The 18403-nt window shown below is 65.4% G+C and carries 17 protein-coding genes; 6 read left to right on the top strand and 11 right to left on the bottom strand.

Annotated elements, in window-relative coordinates:
* Window positions 1-12: 12 nt before the first annotated feature.
* Complete coding sequence (locus tag EP376_RS18475) at window positions 13-2478, bottom strand: calcium-binding protein (RefSeq protein ID WP_127657109.1); 2466 nt, start codon at window positions 2476-2478, stop codon at window positions 13-15.
* Between the two features lie 219 nt (window positions 2479-2697).
* Between EP376_RS18475 and EP376_RS18470 the strand changes: the two genes are divergently transcribed.
* Window positions 2698-4083 (top strand): phosphomannomutase, encoded by a 1386-nt coding sequence (locus tag EP376_RS18470; RefSeq protein ID WP_127657108.1) that lies wholly within the window; start codon window positions 2698-2700, stop codon window positions 4081-4083.
* Window positions 4084-4095: 12 nt separating this feature from the next.
* Here the strand turns inward: EP376_RS18470 and EP376_RS18465 are convergent, their stop codons facing one another.
* From EP376_RS18465 to EP376_RS23530, 9 genes are all read right to left on the bottom strand, one after another.
* Window positions 4096-4728: a glycosyltransferase gene (locus EP376_RS18465; RefSeq protein WP_127657107.1), complete on the bottom strand. Its 633-nt coding sequence runs from the start codon at window positions 4726-4728 to the stop codon at window positions 4096-4098.
* A gap of 74 nt (window positions 4729-4802) precedes the next feature.
* A complete protein-coding gene (locus EP376_RS18460) occupies window positions 4803-5909 on the bottom strand; it encodes a polysaccharide biosynthesis/export family protein (RefSeq protein ID WP_127657106.1) in 1107 nt (368 codons plus the stop codon).
* A 190-nt stretch (window positions 5910-6099) separates the two neighbouring features.
* A complete protein-coding gene (locus EP376_RS18455; RefSeq protein WP_127657105.1) occupies window positions 6100-7500 on the bottom strand; it encodes a CE1 family esterase in 1401 nt (466 codons plus the stop codon).
* Window positions 7501-7639: 139 nt separating this feature from the next.
* A complete protein-coding gene (gene fcl / locus EP376_RS18450; protein WP_127657104.1) occupies window positions 7640-8605 on the bottom strand; it encodes a GDP-L-fucose synthase in 966 nt (321 codons plus the stop codon).
* Entirely contained in the window at window positions 8602-9180 is a 579-nt protein-coding gene (locus EP376_RS18445) for a hypothetical protein (RefSeq protein ID WP_238928908.1), read from the bottom strand. Before EP376_RS18445 ends, fcl begins: the two co-directional genes overlap by 4 nt.
* A 262-nt stretch (window positions 9181-9442) precedes the next feature.
* Window positions 9443-9628, bottom strand: coding sequence for a hypothetical protein (locus EP376_RS23060; protein WP_164744986.1), 186 nt, complete (start codon window positions 9626-9628; stop codon window positions 9443-9445).
* Complete coding sequence (locus EP376_RS18440) at window positions 9625-9867, bottom strand: hypothetical protein (protein ID WP_127657102.1); 243 nt, start codon at window positions 9865-9867, stop codon at window positions 9625-9627. The genes EP376_RS23060 and EP376_RS18440 overlap by 4 nt, the downstream gene beginning before the upstream one ends.
* A 6-nt stretch (window positions 9868-9873) precedes the next feature.
* On the bottom strand, window positions 9874-11034 hold the full coding sequence (gene gmd / locus EP376_RS18435; protein ID WP_127657101.1) for a GDP-mannose 4,6-dehydratase: 1161 nt from the start codon (window positions 11032-11034) through the stop codon (window positions 9874-9876).
* A 96-nt stretch (window positions 11035-11130) separates the two neighbouring features.
* On the bottom strand, window positions 11131-11256 hold the full coding sequence (locus tag EP376_RS23530; protein ID WP_255519519.1) for a hypothetical protein: 126 nt from the start codon (window positions 11254-11256) through the stop codon (window positions 11131-11133).
* Between the two features lie 354 nt (window positions 11257-11610).
* On the opposite strand from EP376_RS23530, the gene EP376_RS18430 reads away from it, so the two are divergent.
* The 4 genes from EP376_RS18430 to EP376_RS18415 all read left to right on the top strand — a co-directional run bounded on the left by EP376_RS18430 (window position 11611) and on the right by EP376_RS18415 (window position 15983).
* Window positions 11611-12762, top strand: a complete 1152-nt coding sequence (locus tag EP376_RS18430; RefSeq protein WP_127657100.1) for a UDP-galactopyranose/dTDP-fucopyranose mutase family protein — start codon at window positions 11611-11613, stop codon at window positions 12760-12762.
* 10 nt (window positions 12763-12772) lie between these two features.
* Window positions 12773-13705, top strand: coding sequence for a glycosyltransferase (locus EP376_RS18425; RefSeq protein ID WP_127657099.1), 933 nt, complete (start codon window positions 12773-12775; stop codon window positions 13703-13705).
* Window positions 13706-13806: 101 nt separating this feature from the next.
* Window positions 13807-15294 (top strand): sugar transporter, encoded by a 1488-nt coding sequence (locus EP376_RS18420; protein ID WP_238928910.1) that lies wholly within the window; start codon window positions 13807-13809, stop codon window positions 15292-15294.
* Between the two features lie 20 nt (window positions 15295-15314).
* Window positions 15315-15983 (top strand): ABC transporter ATP-binding protein, encoded by a 669-nt coding sequence (locus EP376_RS18415; RefSeq protein WP_127657098.1) that lies wholly within the window; start codon window positions 15315-15317, stop codon window positions 15981-15983.
* 15 nt (window positions 15984-15998) lie between these two features.
* Here the strand turns inward: EP376_RS18415 and EP376_RS18410 are convergent, their stop codons facing one another.
* Entirely contained in the window at window positions 15999-17045 is a 1047-nt protein-coding gene (locus EP376_RS18410; protein WP_127657097.1) for a DUF2793 domain-containing protein, read from the bottom strand.
* Window positions 17046-17523: 478 nt separating this feature from the next.
* Between EP376_RS18410 and EP376_RS18405 the strand changes: the two genes are divergently transcribed.
* Window positions 17524-18396, top strand: coding sequence for a sulfatase-like hydrolase/transferase (locus tag EP376_RS18405; protein WP_127657096.1), 873 nt, complete (start codon window positions 17524-17526; stop codon window positions 18394-18396).
* Window positions 18397-18403 lie beyond the last annotated feature (7 nt).

Genomic DNA, 18403 nt, shown 5'->3' with positions numbered 1-18403 from the left:
AATGTTCTAATTTCACAAAATGAAATCATCTGCGGTCATGTAATCCGTCAGGTTGATGAAGATCTGGAACTCCGCCTCGCCGTCGCCATCCTGATCGGCCTCCACGATCCCGTAAGTGTTGTCGCCCCATGTGTGCCAGCGCAATTGACCGGAGGCGCTGAACGGCTCTGTCCCGATCCAGACAAAAGCCTGGTTGCCCGATTGCCGCCCATTGCCGTCGAGGCTCGACAGGTCGATCAGGTCCACCCCGTTCTCGAAGCCGTTGATGAAATCCCGGTTCGCCTGGCCGGGGCGGCTGTCATCGGCTGTCCCATAGACGAAGACATCCGGGCCTTCGCCACCCACCAGCCAGTCGCGCCCCGGACCGCCCACCAGCCGGTCGGCCCCGGCCTTGGCGGTCAGGATGTCGAACCCGGCAAGGCCCGTCAGGATATTGTCGCCCGACTGGCCCACGAGGTTGTCGGCTCCGCCTGTTCCCGTGGCGTGGATATCCTCGCTGCCCTGAAGGCGCAGGAACTCGACATTCCCGGGCAGGGTATAGCTGATCCAGGCCAGGATCGTGTCCGTCCCGCCCGAGCCGGTCTCGTTCAGGACGAAATCCAGATCGTTCTCGACGTGATAGGTATCGTGGCCGGCGCCGCCCTCCATCTGGTCGCGGCCCGGGCCACCATCGAGCAGGTCATTTCCGCCCATGCCGTAAAGCAGATCGTCCCCCCCCTCGCCATATAGCGCGTCATCACCGTCGCTGCCGGTCAGCGTGTCGTTTCCGGCCCGGCCGAAGACCCCGCTATCGCCGGGTCCGGCCGTCAGCGTATCTGCGCTGGCCGTGCCCACCGGATCGCCTGCTTCGGGCAGGGGGGGCGGGGGCGGTTCCCCGGGGATCGCCACGGGCGGTTCGGGGTCCGGTTCCGGTTCGGGCTCCGGCGGCGGGGCGTCGGGCGCGATGGTGAAGGCATCGGTGTAATCGGGCAGGATGCGGTAGCCGTCGATCAGGTCGGCCGTGCCGAGGGCCGCGATATCGATCGTACCGCCCGCGCTGTCGACGATCAGCACCTCGTCGAGATAGGCGATCTGGAGGCTGGTTCCGGACTGGGTGATGCGCAGCTGGCTGATGTCGCGCAGCATCGACCAGCCCGACAGATCGATCCGGTCCACCCCCTGTTCGAAATCGGTGATCCGGTCCTCGGACCCGTCCATCGACAGGATGAACACATCCGCCCCGGCCCCGCCGGTTAGCACATCCTGCCCGCCGCCATCGAGGATCACGTCCTCTCCGCCACCGCCCGACAGGCTGTCCGCCCCCTGTGCGCCGGTCAGGATATCGGCAAGGGCCCCGCCGGTGAGGGCTCCGCCCTGCGCGGTGGCGAACAGCGTCTCGCCCGCAGGCGGCGGAGCATAGCTCAGCTGTGTGAGCCCCTGTTCGACACCCGAAGAGACGAAGATGTCGATCCGCCCGTCGATCGCGGTGGCCGCGATGGCGCTGACATTGGCAAGCCCCATCGCGGTCGTGTCCTCGATATGGGCCCGCGACAGCAGCCTGCCATTGGGCATCAGCTCGTAGAGGCTGATCCCGTCATCGGCGCCGCCTGCGATCACATAGACCCGGCCGCCCATCTCCACCACTTCGAGCGCGGCCACCCCGCCGAACCGTGTGCTCCGATCGTCGATCAGGTGGTCGGTGATGCGCAGGCTGCCATCGTCGTCGAGGCGCATCACGGTGAGAGAATCCGTCCCCGCCGAGGCCAGGATCGCATAGGCCGCGCCATGGGCGTCAGCCGCGATCAGCGCCGATGGCGCCGAGACCCACAACCCGTCTTCTCCGCTCAGCGTCTGTGTCACCGAAAGCCCGCCGTTGCCTTCGATCGCCCACAGGGTGACGGCGTTTTCGGTCCCGCAGGCCGAGATCAGCCAGTCCGTTCCGCCCGCGCGGATATGGGCAAGCCCCGCGATATCGGCGGCGGCACTTGCGGCGGTGTCGGAGGTGAAACTCTCGCTGACAAGCCGGCCTTCGGCATCGAAGGTGGTCCGCGCGATGCCCGGTTGCCCGGCCAGCCCCGCATAGACGACCTGGCTGCCGCCGGGCAGGGCCACGGTGATCGCGATGGTCAGATCCGCGCCATAGATGGTCTGGCCGAGGTTGTCCGGCGCACCAAGCGTGCCGTCCTCCTCCACGGGGTAAAGCATCAACGCCCCGCCCGCCCCGCTGGCCGCCAGAAGGGCGGGACCGCTGACGGTATCGATCACCGCCAGAACCGGCACCCCGCCAAGGCCTGCCTGCCCCGAATAGGCCACGCCGTCGATGGCCGCGGGGGCCGGGCCGGACAGGTCCCAGACCTCGATCCCGCCATCGTAGAGCGTGGTCGAGACAAGGATCGGCCCTGCCTCGCCCCCCAGATCGAGGATCACCAGATCCCCGATCAGCGACGTGACCGGATCCGCCTGTGCCGCGACATGGGTGACAAATTCGATTTCCGGCATTTGCCTGTGCGCCCCGCGGAAACAATCGGCTCGTTCCCGAAAGAATTGCGCGCGACCACGGATGCCGTGGGGGCGCGATTGGGGCAGGGAGGAGGATGTTGCCCGGCACTTGATTCAAACGCGGAGGATCCCGGGGCCTGCAGGTCCTCATCATTCGGTTGCGGTGCCGGGCTGGCGCGGCCTAGAAGGACCACGAAGCTTCTTGTCCGGAGTATCGTTATGCCCCCCAAGTTCGGAACCAGCGGCCTGCGCGGCCTTGTCACGGAACTGACCCCCGATCTGGTCGCCGACTACATCCGGGCCTTTCTCGGCTCCTGCGAGGTGGGCACCGGGCTTTTCATCGGCCGTGATCTTCGCCCCTCGTCGCCGGATATCGCCGCGGTGGTGGCGGATGTGGCGCGCGCCGAGGGTATCGCGGTGACCGATTGCGGCGCGGTGCCGACGCCCGCGCTTGCGGGTGCGGCTTTCGCGGCGGGCGCGGCCTCGGTGATGATCACCGGAAGCCATATTCCCGCCGATCGCAACGGGCTGAAATTCTACACCCCCGGCGGTGAACTGACCAAGGCAGGCGAAGCCGCCATCCAGGGTGCGCTGGGTCGGGCGCCGTCGGGACAGGCCGGCCCGGATCCGGTGACCGACGAGACTGCGGGGGCGGCTTTTGTCATGCGCTATGTCACGGCCTTCGGGCCCGATGCGCTGGCGGGTCAGCGGATCGGCGTCTATTCCCATTCCGCGGTGGGCCGCGATCTGATGATCGCCACGCTCGAGGCGCTTGGCGCCGATGTGGCCGAACTTGGCCGCTCGGGCCATTTCATCCCCGTCGATACCGAGGCCGTCGATGCCGATACCCGCGCCCAGCTGGCCTCATGGGCGGCGGGTGCGGGGCTCGATGCGATCGTCTCGACCGACGGCGACGGGGACCGCCCGCTGGTCACCGATGCCGCGGGCGAGGTGATCCCCGGCGACGTGCTGGGCCAGATCACCGGGGCGGCCCTCGGTGCAGAGGTGGCGGTGACGCCCGTGTCTTCCAACACCGGGGCCGAGGCGGGGGGCGCCTTTGCGCGCGTGATCCGCACCAAGATCGGCTCTCCCTTCGTGATCGCCGCGATGGAAGAGGTGGGTCCCGCCCGCGTCGTGGGCTACGAGGCCAATGGCGGGTTCCTTCTGGGCTTTGACGCCGATGGCCCCGCCGGGCCCCTGCCGCGGCTGATGACCCGCGACAGCGTGCTGCCCATCGTGGCGCCGCTGGCCGAGGCGCGGGCGACGGGCCTGTCGCTTGCCGATCTGGTGGCGCGCCAGCCCGCCCGTTTTACCGCCGCCGACCGGCTTCAGGATGTGCCGACCGAGCGGTCGCAGGCGCTTGTCGCGCAGCTGGTCGGTGATGCGGTGGCGCGCGCCGATTTCCTGGCCGAATTCGGCGGTGCGGCGACGGGCATGGATACGACCGACGGTCTGCGCATCAGTCTCGATACGGGCCGCATCGTGCATCTGCGCCCCTCGGGCAATGCGCCCGAGCTGCGGTTCTATGCCGAGGCCGAAAGCCCGCAGGCCGCGCGTGAATTTCTGGCCCGGGGTCTCGAGATACTGGCGGGCCACGTCCGCTAGACGGCCGGCGCCCTATCCGGCCTTCGCAGGATCGAGAAGGCTCTGTTCCTGTTCAAGCGCGCTCCAGTGCCGCGCCTTGTCCCTGTAAGCCTTGTGGACATAGAACCGGACAGGCGCGCTATCCCTGTCGAGGACCTGGACCGATGCCTGCCAGTGAGGGACGATTTGCGTCGGCGCGTCGGGGTCGCGCAGAAGCCTGATGAACAGCCCCGGGCCACTGATTTCCCAGATGCTAGTGGGGGTGCCGGGGGCGCGGTCATGGGCAGAGAGCCTGTCGGTGGCCGCCGCAAGCGCGGTTGTCAGGAAGGGCGCTTCGGGCCGGGCGAATATGGCGCCATTGCGCGGCCAGAGACCTTCCCCGCGCACTCTGGGGTTCTTGTCGATCAGGGCCACGCCCCCCTCGGGCAGCGTGTCGAGCAACTCGCGCAGCCCGGCCGCGTCGCGCAGCCCGGCATGGGCGTCGACATAGAACCCGCCATGGGCCTCGAGCCAGGCCAGCCGGGCGATATCGCTCCGCGCGGCGGGGATCCGCAGCCTGCGATACAGTCCGGCCAGCCGGGGGTGACGATCCTCCAGAAGAGGCAGGACCTCGTCATCCCCGATGATCGTGAAATCCGGGAAAGCGGCCTGCCATTCTGCGGCCATGGGGGCGATGGCGCTTTGGCTCGACCCGCTCCAATAGGTGAACCGGGCCGGCCGGGATGCGGGGGCCACCGGGCTCAATTGGCGATGTTCAGCAATGTGCTCAGAACGCCCAGAACCGTCTGGCCCACGATCAGCGGGCTTTCGGTGGCATAGACCAGATCGCCCGACATGATGTGGAATTCGCCTGCGCTGAACAGCCCGTCGGCCGAGGTCAGATCGATGACGAAGACCATCCTGTCCTTGGGGGGCGCGCCGGGGGCGGTGCCCACGGCCGAGCGGGGATAGTCGCGCAGGATCAGGATGCCCTGCGGATCGGCGCGGCTGTCGGTGACGCCGCCGATTTCGGCCAGCGCATCGAGGGCCGTCACATGATCGGCCGGGAAGATGTGGCGCGATTCCTGCCCCGCTGCGCCCAGCGAAAGGAAATAGCGCTCCTCCTCCTCGACGATCACCCGATCCCCGCCGCGCAGCACGGAATCGAGCCGCGGATTGTCATAGAGCCGGGCGATCGAGGTGCCATAGATGTCGTCGCCCCGGATCAGCCGGATCTGCGGGTTGATCAGCCCGTCCCGGACCCCGCCACCCATGGAGATCAGCTCCAGCACCGTGACGTCACGCCCCTCGAGCGGATAGACGCCGGGGCTGGCCACGCCCGAGACCAGATTGGCCGTGTTGGAGCGGCCCGGTTCCACGTTGATCTGGACCTGCGCCGAGGGCGTGGTTTCGATATAGCGTTCCTCGATCCGGGCGCGGGCGCCCTGCGGCGACATGCCCGCGATCCGCAGATCGCCCACGAAGGGCAGGAAAATCGATCCCGAGGAAGACACCCGCATCGGCTCCAACTGGGCGACGCGCTGCCCGGGCCCTGCCAGAAGCGAGTTTTCATCGGCATCCCATACCGTGACCGAGACAAGGTCACCCGGCGCGATGATCAGGGAGCCGGGCTGATCGGCCCGGTTGATCCAGCTGTATCCGCGCGCGCCGATCACCGGCCAGTCGTTGAGATAGCCCACGCTGTTGCGGGTGACGGAAAACACGGCGAAATCCGAGATATCGGTGCCGTTCTCGTCGGTCTGGGCCGCGATCACTTCGGATTGCAGACCGGCCCCGCGTGGCAGGGAACAGGCGGCCAGACCGGTGCAGACAAACAGCACCCAGACACCGCGAAGAAATGAACCCATACTGCCCCCCGAGGCTGGTTAGCGCCCGTCGGGTTGTGGCAGAGCCAGCGGGCGAAGCGTTGCCCGAACCATACGGGCCGGTGTCGCCGGGTCAATCATCCACGGGGCCTTTGCCGGGGTTTGCCTCCGCTTCGGGCCCCGTGTGTCGTGCCGGGGCAACGCCCGGGGGTGGCCCCCCGGGCCCTGTCGGTCAGAACAGGCCGTACTCGCTGAAGAAATCGATCATCAGCTGCGAGGCATCGATATCCTGGGGCGAGTCATCGAGAGATCCGGGCCAGCTGTGGTCGCCGCCCTCGATGACATAATGCTGGATGCTGCCATCATCGGAGACCCGCATCAGTGCCGTCATCCCGTCATCGGCCACGTCGGGCAGCAGGATGAATTCGCCCATCTCGGTCTCATTGAGCGAGGCGAAGAATTCCACCGTCTCTTCGGCGCTGTAAAGGATCGGATTGCCCCACCAGTCGTAATATCCGTCATAGGGGACAGAGGTATCCGCGGTGCCATGGAAGAAGATCATCGGCTCGTCCGTGGCGCTTGCGACCGCGCTGGCCTCCATGGTGGCCTTCAGGCTCGAGACCACGACGCCATACCCGGCAAAAAGCTCCGGCACTTCGAGTGCAAGCTTCTGCACCATGCTGCCGCCCGCCGAGATGCCCGCCGCGAACAGCGCGCTGGCATCCAGGTTCCAGTTCGCCACCAATTCGTCGACCAGCGCCTCGACATAGGCCACGTCATCGGTCCAGGTGTCATCGGCGTCCCAGGCCCAGCCCTGCTCGGTGGCCATGGGGAAGATCTCGATGAATTGCGGCGGGTTCTCATAGCTCGACCAGTCGGCAAGGCCGGCCATCGCCGTCGGATCGGTGCCCATCGAGCCACCGCCGTGGAAGGTCATGATGCCCGAATAGGTCGCGGAGGCATCGAAATCCTTTGGCATGATGATGCCGAAGGAGCGTTCGACCCCGTCCACCATGATCGTCACCTCGACGGGCAGGAGCCAGTCCAGATCGATGCCGCCCCCGCCGTCTCCGGTGCCGCCGTCTGTGCCACCACCGCCGGTCCAGCCGCCGCCGCCACCACCGGTCCAGCCGCCGCCACTGCCGCCGGTCCAGCCACCGCCGCCGCCGCCGCCCCCGGTCCAGCCGCCGCCACTGCCGCCGGTCCAGCCACCGCCGCCGCCGCCGCCCCCGGTCCAGCCGCCGCCACTGCCGCCGGTCCAGCCACCGCCGCCGCCGCCGCCCCCGGTCCAGCCGCCGCCACTGCCGCCGGTCCAGCCACCACCGCCGCCGCCGCCGGTCCAGCCGCTGCCGTCGCTGCCGCTCCAGCTGCCGGCGGTCCAGCTGCTCTCTCCGTCGATCCAGCGGCCGCTTTCGGCATCGCCGCCCGCGGTCCCTGCGGATGCCGGGGCATCCAGCGTCTCGGGTCCATCGAAACGGAACACGAAGTTATCCGCGCCGCCGTCGATCTCGGAAAGAGGGTGGCGTGCTGTCTGTGCCTCGTCCGCCCCTCCGGCTGGTTCCGCGCCGATCACAGAGGCGCCCGGCGCCTGAAGTTTTGCCTTGAAGCCGCCTAGAAGGAGCGCGTTCGTCATCACTTTGCCTCTTTATGCCATGTCGGAATCGGTTTGGCCTTGAACCGGACATGGTGAGGACGAGGCAGGCGTTTTCATGGCGCAACAAAGGCGCGCCGGTGGCAGGCCCGGACAAATGATCCGGTGCGCGCGCCGGGCGTCACTTTGCCCGGATCGTGCCCGTCTTCAGCCCGTCGAGGAACCACGCATAGGTGCTTTCGATGCCGTCGCGCAGGTCGATCCGGGCGCGCCAGCCCATCTCGGCAAGCCGGCTGACATCCATCAGCTTCTTCATCGTGCCATCGGGTTTCGAGATGTCCTGTACGATGCGGCCACCGAACCCGGTGATCTCGGCCACCATGTCGGCAAGCTCCCGGATCGTCACATCCGTGCCGGTGCCCACGTTGATGTGGCTCAGCATCGGCTCGGTATTGGCGGCATAGGTTTCGGCATCGAGGTCGAGCACGAAAAGCGAGGCTTCGGCCATGTCGTCCACATGCAGGAACTCGCGCATCGGTTTGCCGGTGCCCCACAGCACGACCTCCTCGGCGCCGGCTTGTGCGGCCTCGTGGAACCGGCGGATCAGCGCGGGCAGGACGTGGGAATTCTCGGGATGGAAATTGTCACCCGGCCCGTAAAGGTTCGTGGGCATGACGGACCGGTAATCCCGGCCATATTGCCGGTTGTAGCTTTCGCACAGCTTGATGCCCGCGATCTTGGCCACGGCATAGGGCTCGTTCGTGGGCTCCAGCACGCCTGTCAGAAGCGCGTCTTCGCGCATCGGCTGGGCGGCCTCGCGCGGGTAGATGCAGGACGATCCCAGTTGCAGCAGACGCTGGACACCGGCCGCATGGGCCTGGTGGATCACGTTGCACTCGATCATCAGGTTCTCATAGATGAACTGGGCCGGGTAGGTGTTGTTGGCATGGATGCCCCCCACCTTGGCCGCGGCCAGGATCACCACATCGGGCCGTTCGGCCTCCATGAAGGCCCGCACGGCGGCCTGATCGGTCAGGTCGAGCTCGGCCGAGGTCCGGGTGACGATCTCCGCCTCGCCGCGCGCCTGAAGCCGGCGCAGGATCGCGCCCCCCACCATGCCGCGATGGCCTGCAACGTAGTATTTCATGGCCTATCCTCTCCTGTCAGCCTGTGCGCCCTGTTCTTGATGCCAAGATCACCATGTTGCCACCAGGTGCTGACTGCCCGGTCCAACAAGACAGACCAGCTGATTTCATCGCCCCTGAAATCGTTGGTCATGTCGCCATTCCAGCCTTTCCGCTCTAGGATCGTGCTTTCGATGATCCGGCCGGATTGCCGGAATCCCCTGATTGGATCCGGAATGTCCGCGTTCTCCGGGGAGACCGTCTCCGATGTCACGACAAGCAGGCCGAACCTCTGATGCCCAAGAAAGCGTTCGATGAGTGCGGCAAGCGCATGGCTGCTTTCTCCTTCGAAGGCCGCGGGAAACTGGCGATCGGGATGCCCACCGCGTTGCCATCTTATGAAGATCAGGCCATCGCTGGTGGCGGCGTCGTCCTTCAAGCGGTCCATGGTATGCGCGAAACGATATCTGGCCTTGTGCCGCAGCTCCGACATCTGGTCGGTGTCGGGCAGCACATCGCCGTGATCGAGACCATCGATCGGCTCGAGGGCGGCAGGTGGAATGTCATGGTGAAACACCAGCTCAGATCTCTGACACATTCCGCTCCCCGCGAAACTGACAACGCACTGATCTGAAGCCAGTATCTTCCGCGGATCGAAATCGGGTGCCAGACATGTCTGCAAGGCCGAAAACGGGGTGATCGTCCAGTCGAAGGGCGAGGCGGGCGCCTCGAACTCCGACCGACCCTCTGCCCAGACCCTGATTTGATGGGCCGGGCGACACCAGCCACCAATCGATACCAGCCTTAGTCTCATCTCGGCCTCTGCCTTGTCTCGCAACAAGGAACGCAGGCGTCCCGGATCATGCCGGCGCCGTCCAGGCTGCGCGCATCCCGTCGATCTCCGGATCGGTCCAGAACTGGCGGATATGGGCGGACCCATAGACCGGGTCCAGCCTCTGGCCGGGAAAGCGGATCGCATCGCGGGCGCGGGCATAGGCGGCGGCATAGGGTTTCTCTGCCCCGACATTGCGCCGCGCGATCGTCACCTCGCACCCGAAGATCCGGCCCGCCGCCGCAGCCTCTCGCGCAGGACCATCGACAGGCTCACATGGTGCGGCGGAAAGGCGTCGCGGGCCAGGGCCGCCCGCGCCTGCCGTTTCAGGACGGACGGATCCAGCGAATGGATGTCATGGGTCAGGACACCGGCCCGGTTCAGCGCTGCGGCCACCGCCGTGGAACCGACCTTGCCGAAGGTGTAGACAACCGCTTCGGACGGGGCCGCCACGCGCACCTACCCTTCGAGGCTGACCGGCAGGTCGAGCCCGTGTTCCTTCAGCAGCGCGATGCGGCGGGCGGATTTGTGATCCTCGGCCACCATCTCGGCGCACATCTCCTGCGCGGTGATCTCGGGCACCCAGCCGAGTTTCTCGCGGGCTTTCGAGGGATCGCCCAGAAGCGTCTCGACCTCGGCGGGGCGGAAATAGCGCGGGTCGATGCGCATCACCACGTCGCCTTCGCGGACCGCGGGGGCCATGTTGCCGTTGACGGAGGTGACCGTGGCGATCTCGTCGACACCCTCTCCCGAAAACTCCAGCTCGATGCCCAGCTCGCGCGCCGTCCAGGTGATGAACTCGCGCACGGAATATTGCACGCCGGTGGCGATCACGAAATCCTCGGGCGTGTCCTGCTGCAGCATCATCCACTGCATGCGCACGTAATCCTTGGCGTGGCCCCAGTCGCGCAAGCTGTCGATATTGCCCATGTAGAGGCAGGGCTCGAGCCCGAGCGCGATATTGGCCAGCCCCCGGGTGATCTTGCGGGTCACGAAGGTTTCGCCCCGGCGCGGGCTCTCGTGATTGAACAGGATGCCGTTGCAGGCATAGATGTCATAGGCTTCGCGGTAGTTCACGCAGATCCAATAGGCATACATCTTGGCCACCGCGTAAGGGCTGCGCGGGTGGAAGGGCGTGGTTTCCTTCTGCGGGATTTCCTGAACTAGGCCATAGAGTTCGGAGGTGGAGGCCTGGTAGAAGCGGGTCTTCTTCTCCAGCCCCAGAAAGCGGATCGCCTCCAGAAGGCGCAGGGTGCCCATGGCATCCACGTCGGCGGTATATTCGGGCGCCTCGAAGCTGACGGCGACGTGGGACTGGGCGCCGAGGTTATAGACCTCGTCGGGCTGCACTTCGCTGATGATCCGCGTCAGGTTCGAGCTGTCGGTCAGGTCGCCGTAATGCAGCTGGAAGCGCTGGTTGTCGGTATGAGGGTCTTCGTAGATGTGATCGACCCGCGCGGTGTTGAACAGCGAGGCCCGCCGCTTGATCCCGTGAACCTCGTATCCCTTTTCGAGAAGGAATTCGGCCAGGTAGGATCCATCCTGGCCAGTGATACCGGTGATCAACGCTGTCTTGGTCAATGACGCCCCCGTGAAACACGTGCGCTCCGTCCGGAGCATGAACTCAAGTGTGTGGCGGTTTTCCCGATTTCGGGCCGAATGTCTAGGGCGGCAAGGGGCGCGTGTCCCGACAGGTGACGGGGCGGGACGCCTGGGTCACGCCACGAGTGTGCCATTCAGAAAGGCCTTGCCCGCGTCATCGTCGAGGGACCCTGCTTCAAGCTGTGTCTGCAGCTCTTCAAGCTCGGCATGGATGTGGGGCGGCAACTCGTCCCGGGCCACGCTCAATCCACCGGTGCGGACGTGTTGGCCTTCACGGAGTGCCGCTGACCCGGACCTGGGTGTCTTCGGCCAGTCTGGCGACCTGTTGCACCCGGGACAGCTGCTGATGAACGAGACCGCATGGCCACAGAGGTCTGCGCCGCGATCATGCAGGCGTGCGGATCAGATGCGCAGGCCTGTTCCGTCGCCAGTGCCCGCCGCGCGCCCGCGTTTTTTCCTGAAAGCTCTTGCCGGCCCCTGTCCGCCGGGGGAAATGATTGCCGGTCCCCGTTCAGTCCGCCGCCGCCCCTGTTCTGCCCGGAACATATGCGCTAGAGACACGCTCGTCCGGGCGGGATGACCGAGGGGAATGGCATGACAGACAAGGTCTTGATGGTGGGTGCGGGCCTTTCGGGCGCGGTGATCGGGCGGCGCCTGGCCGAGGCTGGTCACAGCGTCACGGTGATGGATGCGCGCGATCACGTGGCCGGCAATTGCCATACGCGGCGCGATCCGCAAACCGGCGTGCTCGTCCATGTCTATGGCCCCCATATCTTCCATACCGACGACGCGGAGGTCTGGGAATATGTCAACACGTTCGAGACCTTCCTGCCCTTCAAGAACCGGGTGAAGACCACGTCCCAGGGCGCGGTCTATTCGCTGCCCATCAACCTGCACACGATCAACCAGTTCTACGGGCGCACCTTCCGCCCCGAAGAGGCGCGCGCCTTCATCGAGACCCAGGCCGATACCTCGATCACCGACCCCCAGACCTTCGAGGATCAGGCCCTGCGCTTCGTGGGCCCCGATCTCTACGAGGCCTTCTTCAAGGGCTATACCGAAAAGCAATGGGGCTGCAGCCCGACCGAATTGCCCGCGAGCATCCTCAAGCGGCTGCCGGTGCGGTTCAATTACGACGACAATTACTTCTTCCACCGGTTCCAGGGCATGCCCGAGGGCGGCTACACGGCGATGGTCGAACGGATCCTCGATCACCCGGGGATCGACGTGCATCTCGAGACGGCTTTCGATCCCGCGGATGCGGGCGATTGGGATCATGTCTTCTGGTCGGGACCCTTGGACGGGTTCTTCGGTTACGAACTGGGCCGGCTTGGTTACCGGACGCTCGATTTCGAGGAATTCCGCAGCACTGGCGACTGGCAGGGCTGCGCGGTGATGAATTACGGCGACCGCGATATTCCTTACACCCGGATCACCGAGCACAAGCATTTCTCCCCCTGGGAAAGCCACGAGGGGTCGGTGCTCTACCGTGAATTCAGCCGCGAATGCGGCCCCGACGACATCCCCTATTACCCGATCCGCCTGGTGGCGGAAAAGGCGATGCTGGGCGATTACGTGGCCCGCGCGAAGGATCAGCGCAACGTGACCTTCGTGGGCCGGCTTGGCACCTATCGCTATCTCGACATGGATGTGACCATCCGCGAGGCGATGGATACGGCCGCCATCTGGCTCGAGGCGCGACAGGCGGGACAGCCCGCCCCGGTCTTCGCCCGCGATCCGCTGTGATGAGTGGCCGATGAAACTCGGCGCCGTCGTCGTCACCTATAACCGGCTGGTCCAGATCGAGGCGACCGTCGCCCGGCTTCTGGCCGAGCCGCTCGACGTTCTGGTCGTGGTCGACAACGGCTCGACCGATGGCAGCCGCGAGTTCCTGCGCGGGCTGGATGACCCCCGGCTCGACCTGATCGAGAGTGCCGAGAATATCGGCGGCGCGGGCGGGTTCGAGGCGGGGCTGCGCCACATCGTGGAAAGCCATGATCCCGACTGGGTCGTGGTGATGGATGACGATGGCCGGCCCGAGCCCGGCGCGCTGGCCGCGTTCCGCGCCACCGACCTCGCGGATTGGGACGCGGTGGCCGCCGCCGTGCGCTATCCCGACGGGCGCATCTGCGAGATGAACCGCCCCGTGCTGAACCCGTTCTGGCATCCGAAGATCTTCTTGCGGGTGATTTCGGGCGGCGGGCGCGCGGCGTTCCACCTGGCCGAGGCCGATTACGCCCGGACCGCGCCGATGCCTGTCGACGGGGGCTCCTTCGTGGGGCTGTTCCTGTCGCGCCGGGCGGTTGCGCTTGCGGGTTATCCCGATGGCCGGCTGTTCATCTATGCCGAGGACGGGCTCTATTCGCTGACGCTTTCGGAGGCGGGGGGCCGGATCGGGTTTTTCCCGGGCATACGCTTCGAACACGATTGCACGACGTTTTCCGGCCCGCCGGGGCAATTCTCGCCGCCCTGGAAGGCCTATTATTATCATCGCAACCTCTTGATGCTGTATCGCCGCGCGGCCGGGTTGTGGTTCTGGCCCGCCCTGTTCGTCGTCCTGCCGAAATGGCTGTGGAAGACCACGCGGCAGGGTGCCCACAAGGGCATCTATCTCAGGCTTCTGGCCCGGGCGGTGCGGGACGGGCTGACGGGCCGGGTCGGCGGAAAGAAGCCGGAAGGTTTGAGCTAGGGTGCAGGACGTCTGTCGTGTCGCGGCAGACCGATGTATCCCACTGGCCTCTGGGTCCTGTTCCGCGTTAATTTGGGGTCGACCTTGTGAAAGGGGCATGAATGTCAGAGCAGAGCGGGCCGGTCCGCGTGGTTGCCGATAACGCGCCCGAGACAACCCGGACATCCGAGGAGCTGACGCCCGAAGTGGCGCCGGCACAATCGCCCGAGAAGAAATCCGGCCCCTCCCGGCCCTCTCCCGGTGGGCCGAAACAGCCCGGCAAGCGTCCGGGCCCGGGGGGCAGGAAATCCGGGCCGGGACAGTCGGGTCCGGGCCAGAACAGGCAATCGGAAAAGGCGGCCCCGGCGCAGTCCGGCCGTGCCAGAACAGGGGCCTCGGGCGGGCTCGGCGGAAAGAAGGCGGCCGGCAAGGGCGGTGGACGCGGCCCGGCCGCGCGGCGGACGCCGGTCGTGCGTCCCGTCGCCTCGCCCGCGCGGGTCAAGCGGCGTCACTGGGGGCTTGTGTTCGGGTTCATCCTGATGGTGATCGTCCCGGTTCTCGCGGCGTCGTGGTATCTGCATGAACGGGCCGCCGATCAATATGCCTCCACCGTGGCCTTTACCGTGCGCTCCGAGGATATTTCCTCGGCGGTCGATATCCTGGGCGGTCTGGGCACCGCTCTTGGGGGCGGGGGCGGCGGATCCTCGGATACCGATATCCTTTACGAATTCATCCGCAGCCAGGAACTGGTGGCGGCGGTCGATGCCCGCCTGAACCTGCGTGAGCTCTACAGTCGCCACTACCGGACCGATCCGGTCTTCGGCTTCGAGCCGAGCGGCACGATCGAGGATCTGACTTCCTATTGGCGCCGCATCGTGCGCATCTCCTATGATGCCAATTCGGGCCTGATGGAGCTGCGCGTTCTTGCCTTCACGCCCGAGGAGGCCAAGGCGGTGGCCGAGGCGATCTATGACGAGAGCACGCGGATGATCAACGATCTGTCGGCCATCGCGCGGGAGGATGCCACATCCTATGCGCGCGAGGATCTCGACCTCTCGGTCGAGCGGCTGAAGGAGGCGCGCGAGGCGCTGACGGCCTTCCGGATCGAGAACCAGATCGTCGATGTCACGGCCGATATCCAGGGTCAGATGGGGCTTCTCAACACGTTGCAGGCGCAGCTGGCCGAGGCGCTGATCGAATATGATCTGTTGCAGAATACGGCCCGCGACAGCGACCCGCGTGTCGAACAGGCCGAGCGCCGGATCGAAGTGATCGAGGCCCGGATCGACGAGGAACGTCAGAAATTCGGCGCCGGTGGCGCCGGGCCGAGCGGGGAAAGCTATGCCACCACCGTGGCGGAGTTCGAGCGTCTCAGCGTGGATCGCGAATTCGCCGAACAGGCCTATGTCGCGGCGCTTTCGGCCTATGACGGCGCGCGTGCCGAGGCCAACCGGCAAAGCCGGTACCTGGCGAGCTATATCGCGCCCACCCTGGCCGAGCGCGCGGAATTTCCCCAGCGCAGCCTTATCGTGGCGCTGGTGGCGGGCTTTGCCTTCCTGCTCTGGTCGATCCTGAGCCTGATCTATTATTCCCTGAGGGACCGGCCCTGAGCGGCGGATAGGCACAGACGATGATCCGGCTCGAGAACCTGACGAAAGCCTTCTGGACACCCGGTGGTCCCAAGGTGGTGGCCGATGGCATCAATTTCACCTTTCCCACCGGTGTCTCGGTGGGTCTTCTGGGGCGCAACGGGGCGGGCAAATCCACCCTGATGGACATGATCGGCGGCACGATGAAACCCGATGCGGGCCGGATCGTTTCCACCGGCACGATTTCCTGGCCGGTGGGCTTCGCGGGATCGTTCCACAAGGATATGACAGGCGCCCAGAACACCCGGTTCATCGCCCGCGTCTATGGCGTGGATACCGAGGAGCTGATGGAATTCGTGAAGGATTTCGCCGAACTGGGCTCGCATTTCCACATGCCGGTGCGCAGCTATTCCTCGGGCATGAAATCCCGGCTGGCCTTCGGCCTCTCGCTCGGCATCCCGTTCCAGACCTATCTCGTGGACGAGGTCACTTCGGTGGGCGATGCGTCCTTCCGGCAGAAAAGCCGGCTGGTCTTTCAGGACCGGATGCAACGCGCCGGTGCCATCGTCGTCACCCATTCACCCGCTCAGCTGAGGCAATATTGCCAGGCGGGTGCCGTGCTCGAGAACGGTCACATGACCTATTACGAGGATATCGAGGACGCCATCGCGCAGCACAACGAGAACATGGGCACCGACGACGAGGAGTGATGCTGTCCGGGGGTGTCAGGCGCCGATCCGGTAGAGCATCCATCCGGTCGCGTTCCAGAACCTGACACTGGGGGCGGAGCCGTTCTGCACGACGAGCGCGAGATCGACAATATCCCCGGCCGCAAGTGACACCACCACCGGCATGGAGCGTGATTCAAGGACGAATTCCTCGACCGTCAATTCCTGGATCTTCAGATTGTTTGCCCGCAGGTTCATCTTGATGTTGGTCGGGCTCCCCGAGACAGACCGGATCAGGGAGGTGATCGACAGGAAATAGGTGCCCGTAACGGGCACCTGATATTTCGATGCATCAACCTGGCCCGAATGCGTATCCGTCGTGGGCACGATCGTCAGCAGATCTCCGTTGAAAAAATCCTTGTTCGGGTCATCCACCCCGCAGGAAAAGACGGGCATGTCCGAGCGGCCCGAGGGCAATGCCACGCCACCGGTCGCATGATCGATCCTCAGCGCCTCGAACCAGTCCGTCCCATCCGAAACCTTGACCGCGAAATCGTCCGATGCGGCAAGGCCCATCTCGGCTCTTCCACTCCAGTTCGTCTGGTAGAGAATCGACCCTGTATCACCTGAAGAGGCCTTGTTGATCTTGAGCTGGTGCCCACCGCCCGCATGGGTGAACAGCGCCGCATCCGAGGCAACGGCCAACCGGTTCACACTGTCCCAGGCTGCGCCGATGCCGACACCGTCAAGATTGGTCATGTCACCCGTCACGGGCGTCCAGGCCGCCCCGTCCCAGGCGCGCAGCTCGGCCTCGGCCCGGCCCCAGGCGCGCCAGCCATGGCCCGGATCGATGAAAACCCAGGTCCCGCCCAGCCAGGCGGCAATCCGTCCGTCCTGCCCGGCCCAGACCCCGGTGGCCCCCGCCCCGATCCCGTGCGCCTCGCCTTCGGTCGGCGCGGCGGGCGGCGTGAGCGTGGCAAACCCCTCGAGTGCCAGCTGTGCCAGCACGTCGAGCCGTTCCAGCGCCTCGTTGTGGGTGACGTGTTTCTGCGCCTGGCTGGATTGCATGTAGGGCAGGGCGAAATTGGGCGAGAGTTCGGACATGGGGCGACAGACTTTCCGCACGAGGGCCCGCTAGGTGGCGGGACGGTTGCAATCGCGGCGCAGTCTGGAAGTGTGAAAGCTTACATCGTGCCACCCCACCGTGCGTTGCCTGCCCGTCTTCGCGTTGCCTGCCCGTCTTTCTGCCGTCATGACGACACATTGCGGTGCTATCGGCTGCGCCCGGGCGGGCTGGACAGCCCGAAACGCGCAGGATTATAACGCCATAGCGGTGGCCGACGGATCAGGTATTGAAATCCGTGCCTTAAAACCGGGCATTTTCTCTGGTCACCATGCGCGGAGCGGGCAATTCTAGCCGCCAGATGTCGCGTCGAGCCATTTGAGGAGCTATTGGATGATGAATACAGGTGATATGATGCCGCGACGCGGCAAACATGCCTGAGCCGCGCTGCCGGTCACAGACGGGCAGCGCCCGGGTGTAACGCCCGGAACATACAGTATTTCAAGGACGTACCGGTCAATGCCTCGTAACCTAATCCTCATCACATATGACAGCTGCCGGCTCGACAGCGCGCTTGCCGCCAAGGCACCGAATCTCGCCCGGCTGGGGCAGATCGAGGCGCGGTATTCCTATGCCTCCTGGACGGCACCGTCGCATTACACCTTCATGATGGGACTGGTGCCGCATGTCTCGCCGACCCATGTCTATGCCTCCGAGGTCTACAAGGAGGATTTCCACAAATGGGGCGAGCGGCTCGACATTCCCGAACTGAAATTCGAGACCTTCCTGCCGCAGCTGAGCCTGCCGGGCATGCTCAAGCAATACGGCTACCGCACCGTGGGCCGGGTCTCGATGCCGGTGCTCAATCCATACACGGTCATCAACAACGCGTTCGATGATTACAAGCTGATGGATAATCACAACGATTTCAAAGGGATGGTCGCAGAGGCAAGTTTCAGCCGCGATCAGCCCAGCTTTCATTTCTTCAATCTCGGGGAAACCCATTACCCCTATATGCTCGATGATCCCTCGCTGCCCCATATCTCGGGGCTGCATGGCGTGGCCAAGACGCTGTCGAAGGGCGGCGATGCGGGCGGTGCCATCGGCCACCAGCAGAAGGAGGGCGAGATGGACATCGAGGAATTCTTCGCCGACGAGGTGATGAAGGGCCTGCACCAGCAGCAGATCGCTTGCGTCGAATATCTCGACGAGTTGCTGGGCGCGCTGATGGACAAGGCCCCGTCCGATACCTGGTTCATGGTGATGGGCGATCACGGCGAAGCCTTCGGAGAAGGCGGATATTTCGGGCATGGCCCGGTCATGCATGAAAAGGTATTCCAGGTGCCCTTCGTCGAGGGGCCCCGGCCGCGCAGGAAAGCACGGCTGATCTGACAAAATA

Source organism: Alexandriicola marinus (genome assembly GCF_004000435.1).
GTDB lineage: Bacteria > Pseudomonadota > Alphaproteobacteria > Rhodobacterales > Rhodobacteraceae > Alexandriicola > Alexandriicola marinus.
Note: the sequence above shows the minus strand (reverse complement) of the source record. Positions and strands in the feature narration are given on the sequence as shown.

Excerpts from the sequence above, each read along its gene's own strand:
- EP376_RS18470 (WP_127657108.1), top strand. The coding sequence starts at position 2,698 with ATGCCCCCCAAGTTCGGAACCAGCGGCCTGCGCGGCCTTGTCACGGAA.
- EP376_RS18475 (WP_127657109.1), bottom strand. The coding sequence starts at position 2,478 with ATGCCGGAAATCGAATTTGTCACCCATGTCGCGGCACAGGCGGATCCG.
- EP376_RS18410 (WP_127657097.1), bottom strand. The coding sequence starts at position 17,045 with ATGTCCGAACTCTCGCCCAATTTCGCCCTGCCCTACATGCAATCCAGC.
- EP376_RS18445 (WP_238928908.1), bottom strand. The coding sequence starts at position 9,180 with ATGTGTCAGAGATCTGAGCTGGTGTTTCACCATGACATTCCACCTGCC.
- EP376_RS18455 (WP_127657105.1), bottom strand. The coding sequence starts at position 7,500 with ATGACGAACGCGCTCCTTCTAGGCGGCTTCAAGGCAAAACTTCAGGCG.
- EP376_RS18465 (WP_127657107.1), bottom strand. The coding sequence starts at position 4,728 with ATGGCCGCAGAATGGCAGGCCGCTTTCCCGGATTTCACGATCATCGGG.
- EP376_RS18405 (WP_127657096.1), top strand. The coding sequence starts at position 17,524 with ATGCCTCGTAACCTAATCCTCATCACATATGACAGCTGCCGGCTCGAC.
- EP376_RS18415 (WP_127657098.1), top strand. The coding sequence starts at position 15,315 with ATGATCCGGCTCGAGAACCTGACGAAAGCCTTCTGGACACCCGGTGGT.
- EP376_RS18460 (WP_127657106.1), bottom strand. The coding sequence starts at position 5,909 with ATGGGTTCATTTCTTCGCGGTGTCTGGGTGCTGTTTGTCTGCACCGGT.
- EP376_RS18430 (WP_127657100.1), top strand. The coding sequence starts at position 11,611 with ATGACAGACAAGGTCTTGATGGTGGGTGCGGGCCTTTCGGGCGCGGTG.
- fcl (WP_127657104.1), bottom strand. The coding sequence starts at position 8,605 with ATGAAATACTACGTTGCAGGCCATCGCGGCATGGTGGGGGGCGCGATC.
- gmd (WP_127657101.1), bottom strand. The coding sequence starts at position 11,034 with ATGCTCCGGACGGAGCGCACGTGTTTCACGGGGGCGTCATTGACCAAG.
- EP376_RS18425 (WP_127657099.1), top strand. The coding sequence starts at position 12,773 with ATGAAACTCGGCGCCGTCGTCGTCACCTATAACCGGCTGGTCCAGATC.
- EP376_RS18420 (WP_238928910.1), top strand. The coding sequence starts at position 13,807 with ATGTCAGAGCAGAGCGGGCCGGTCCGCGTGGTTGCCGATAACGCGCCC.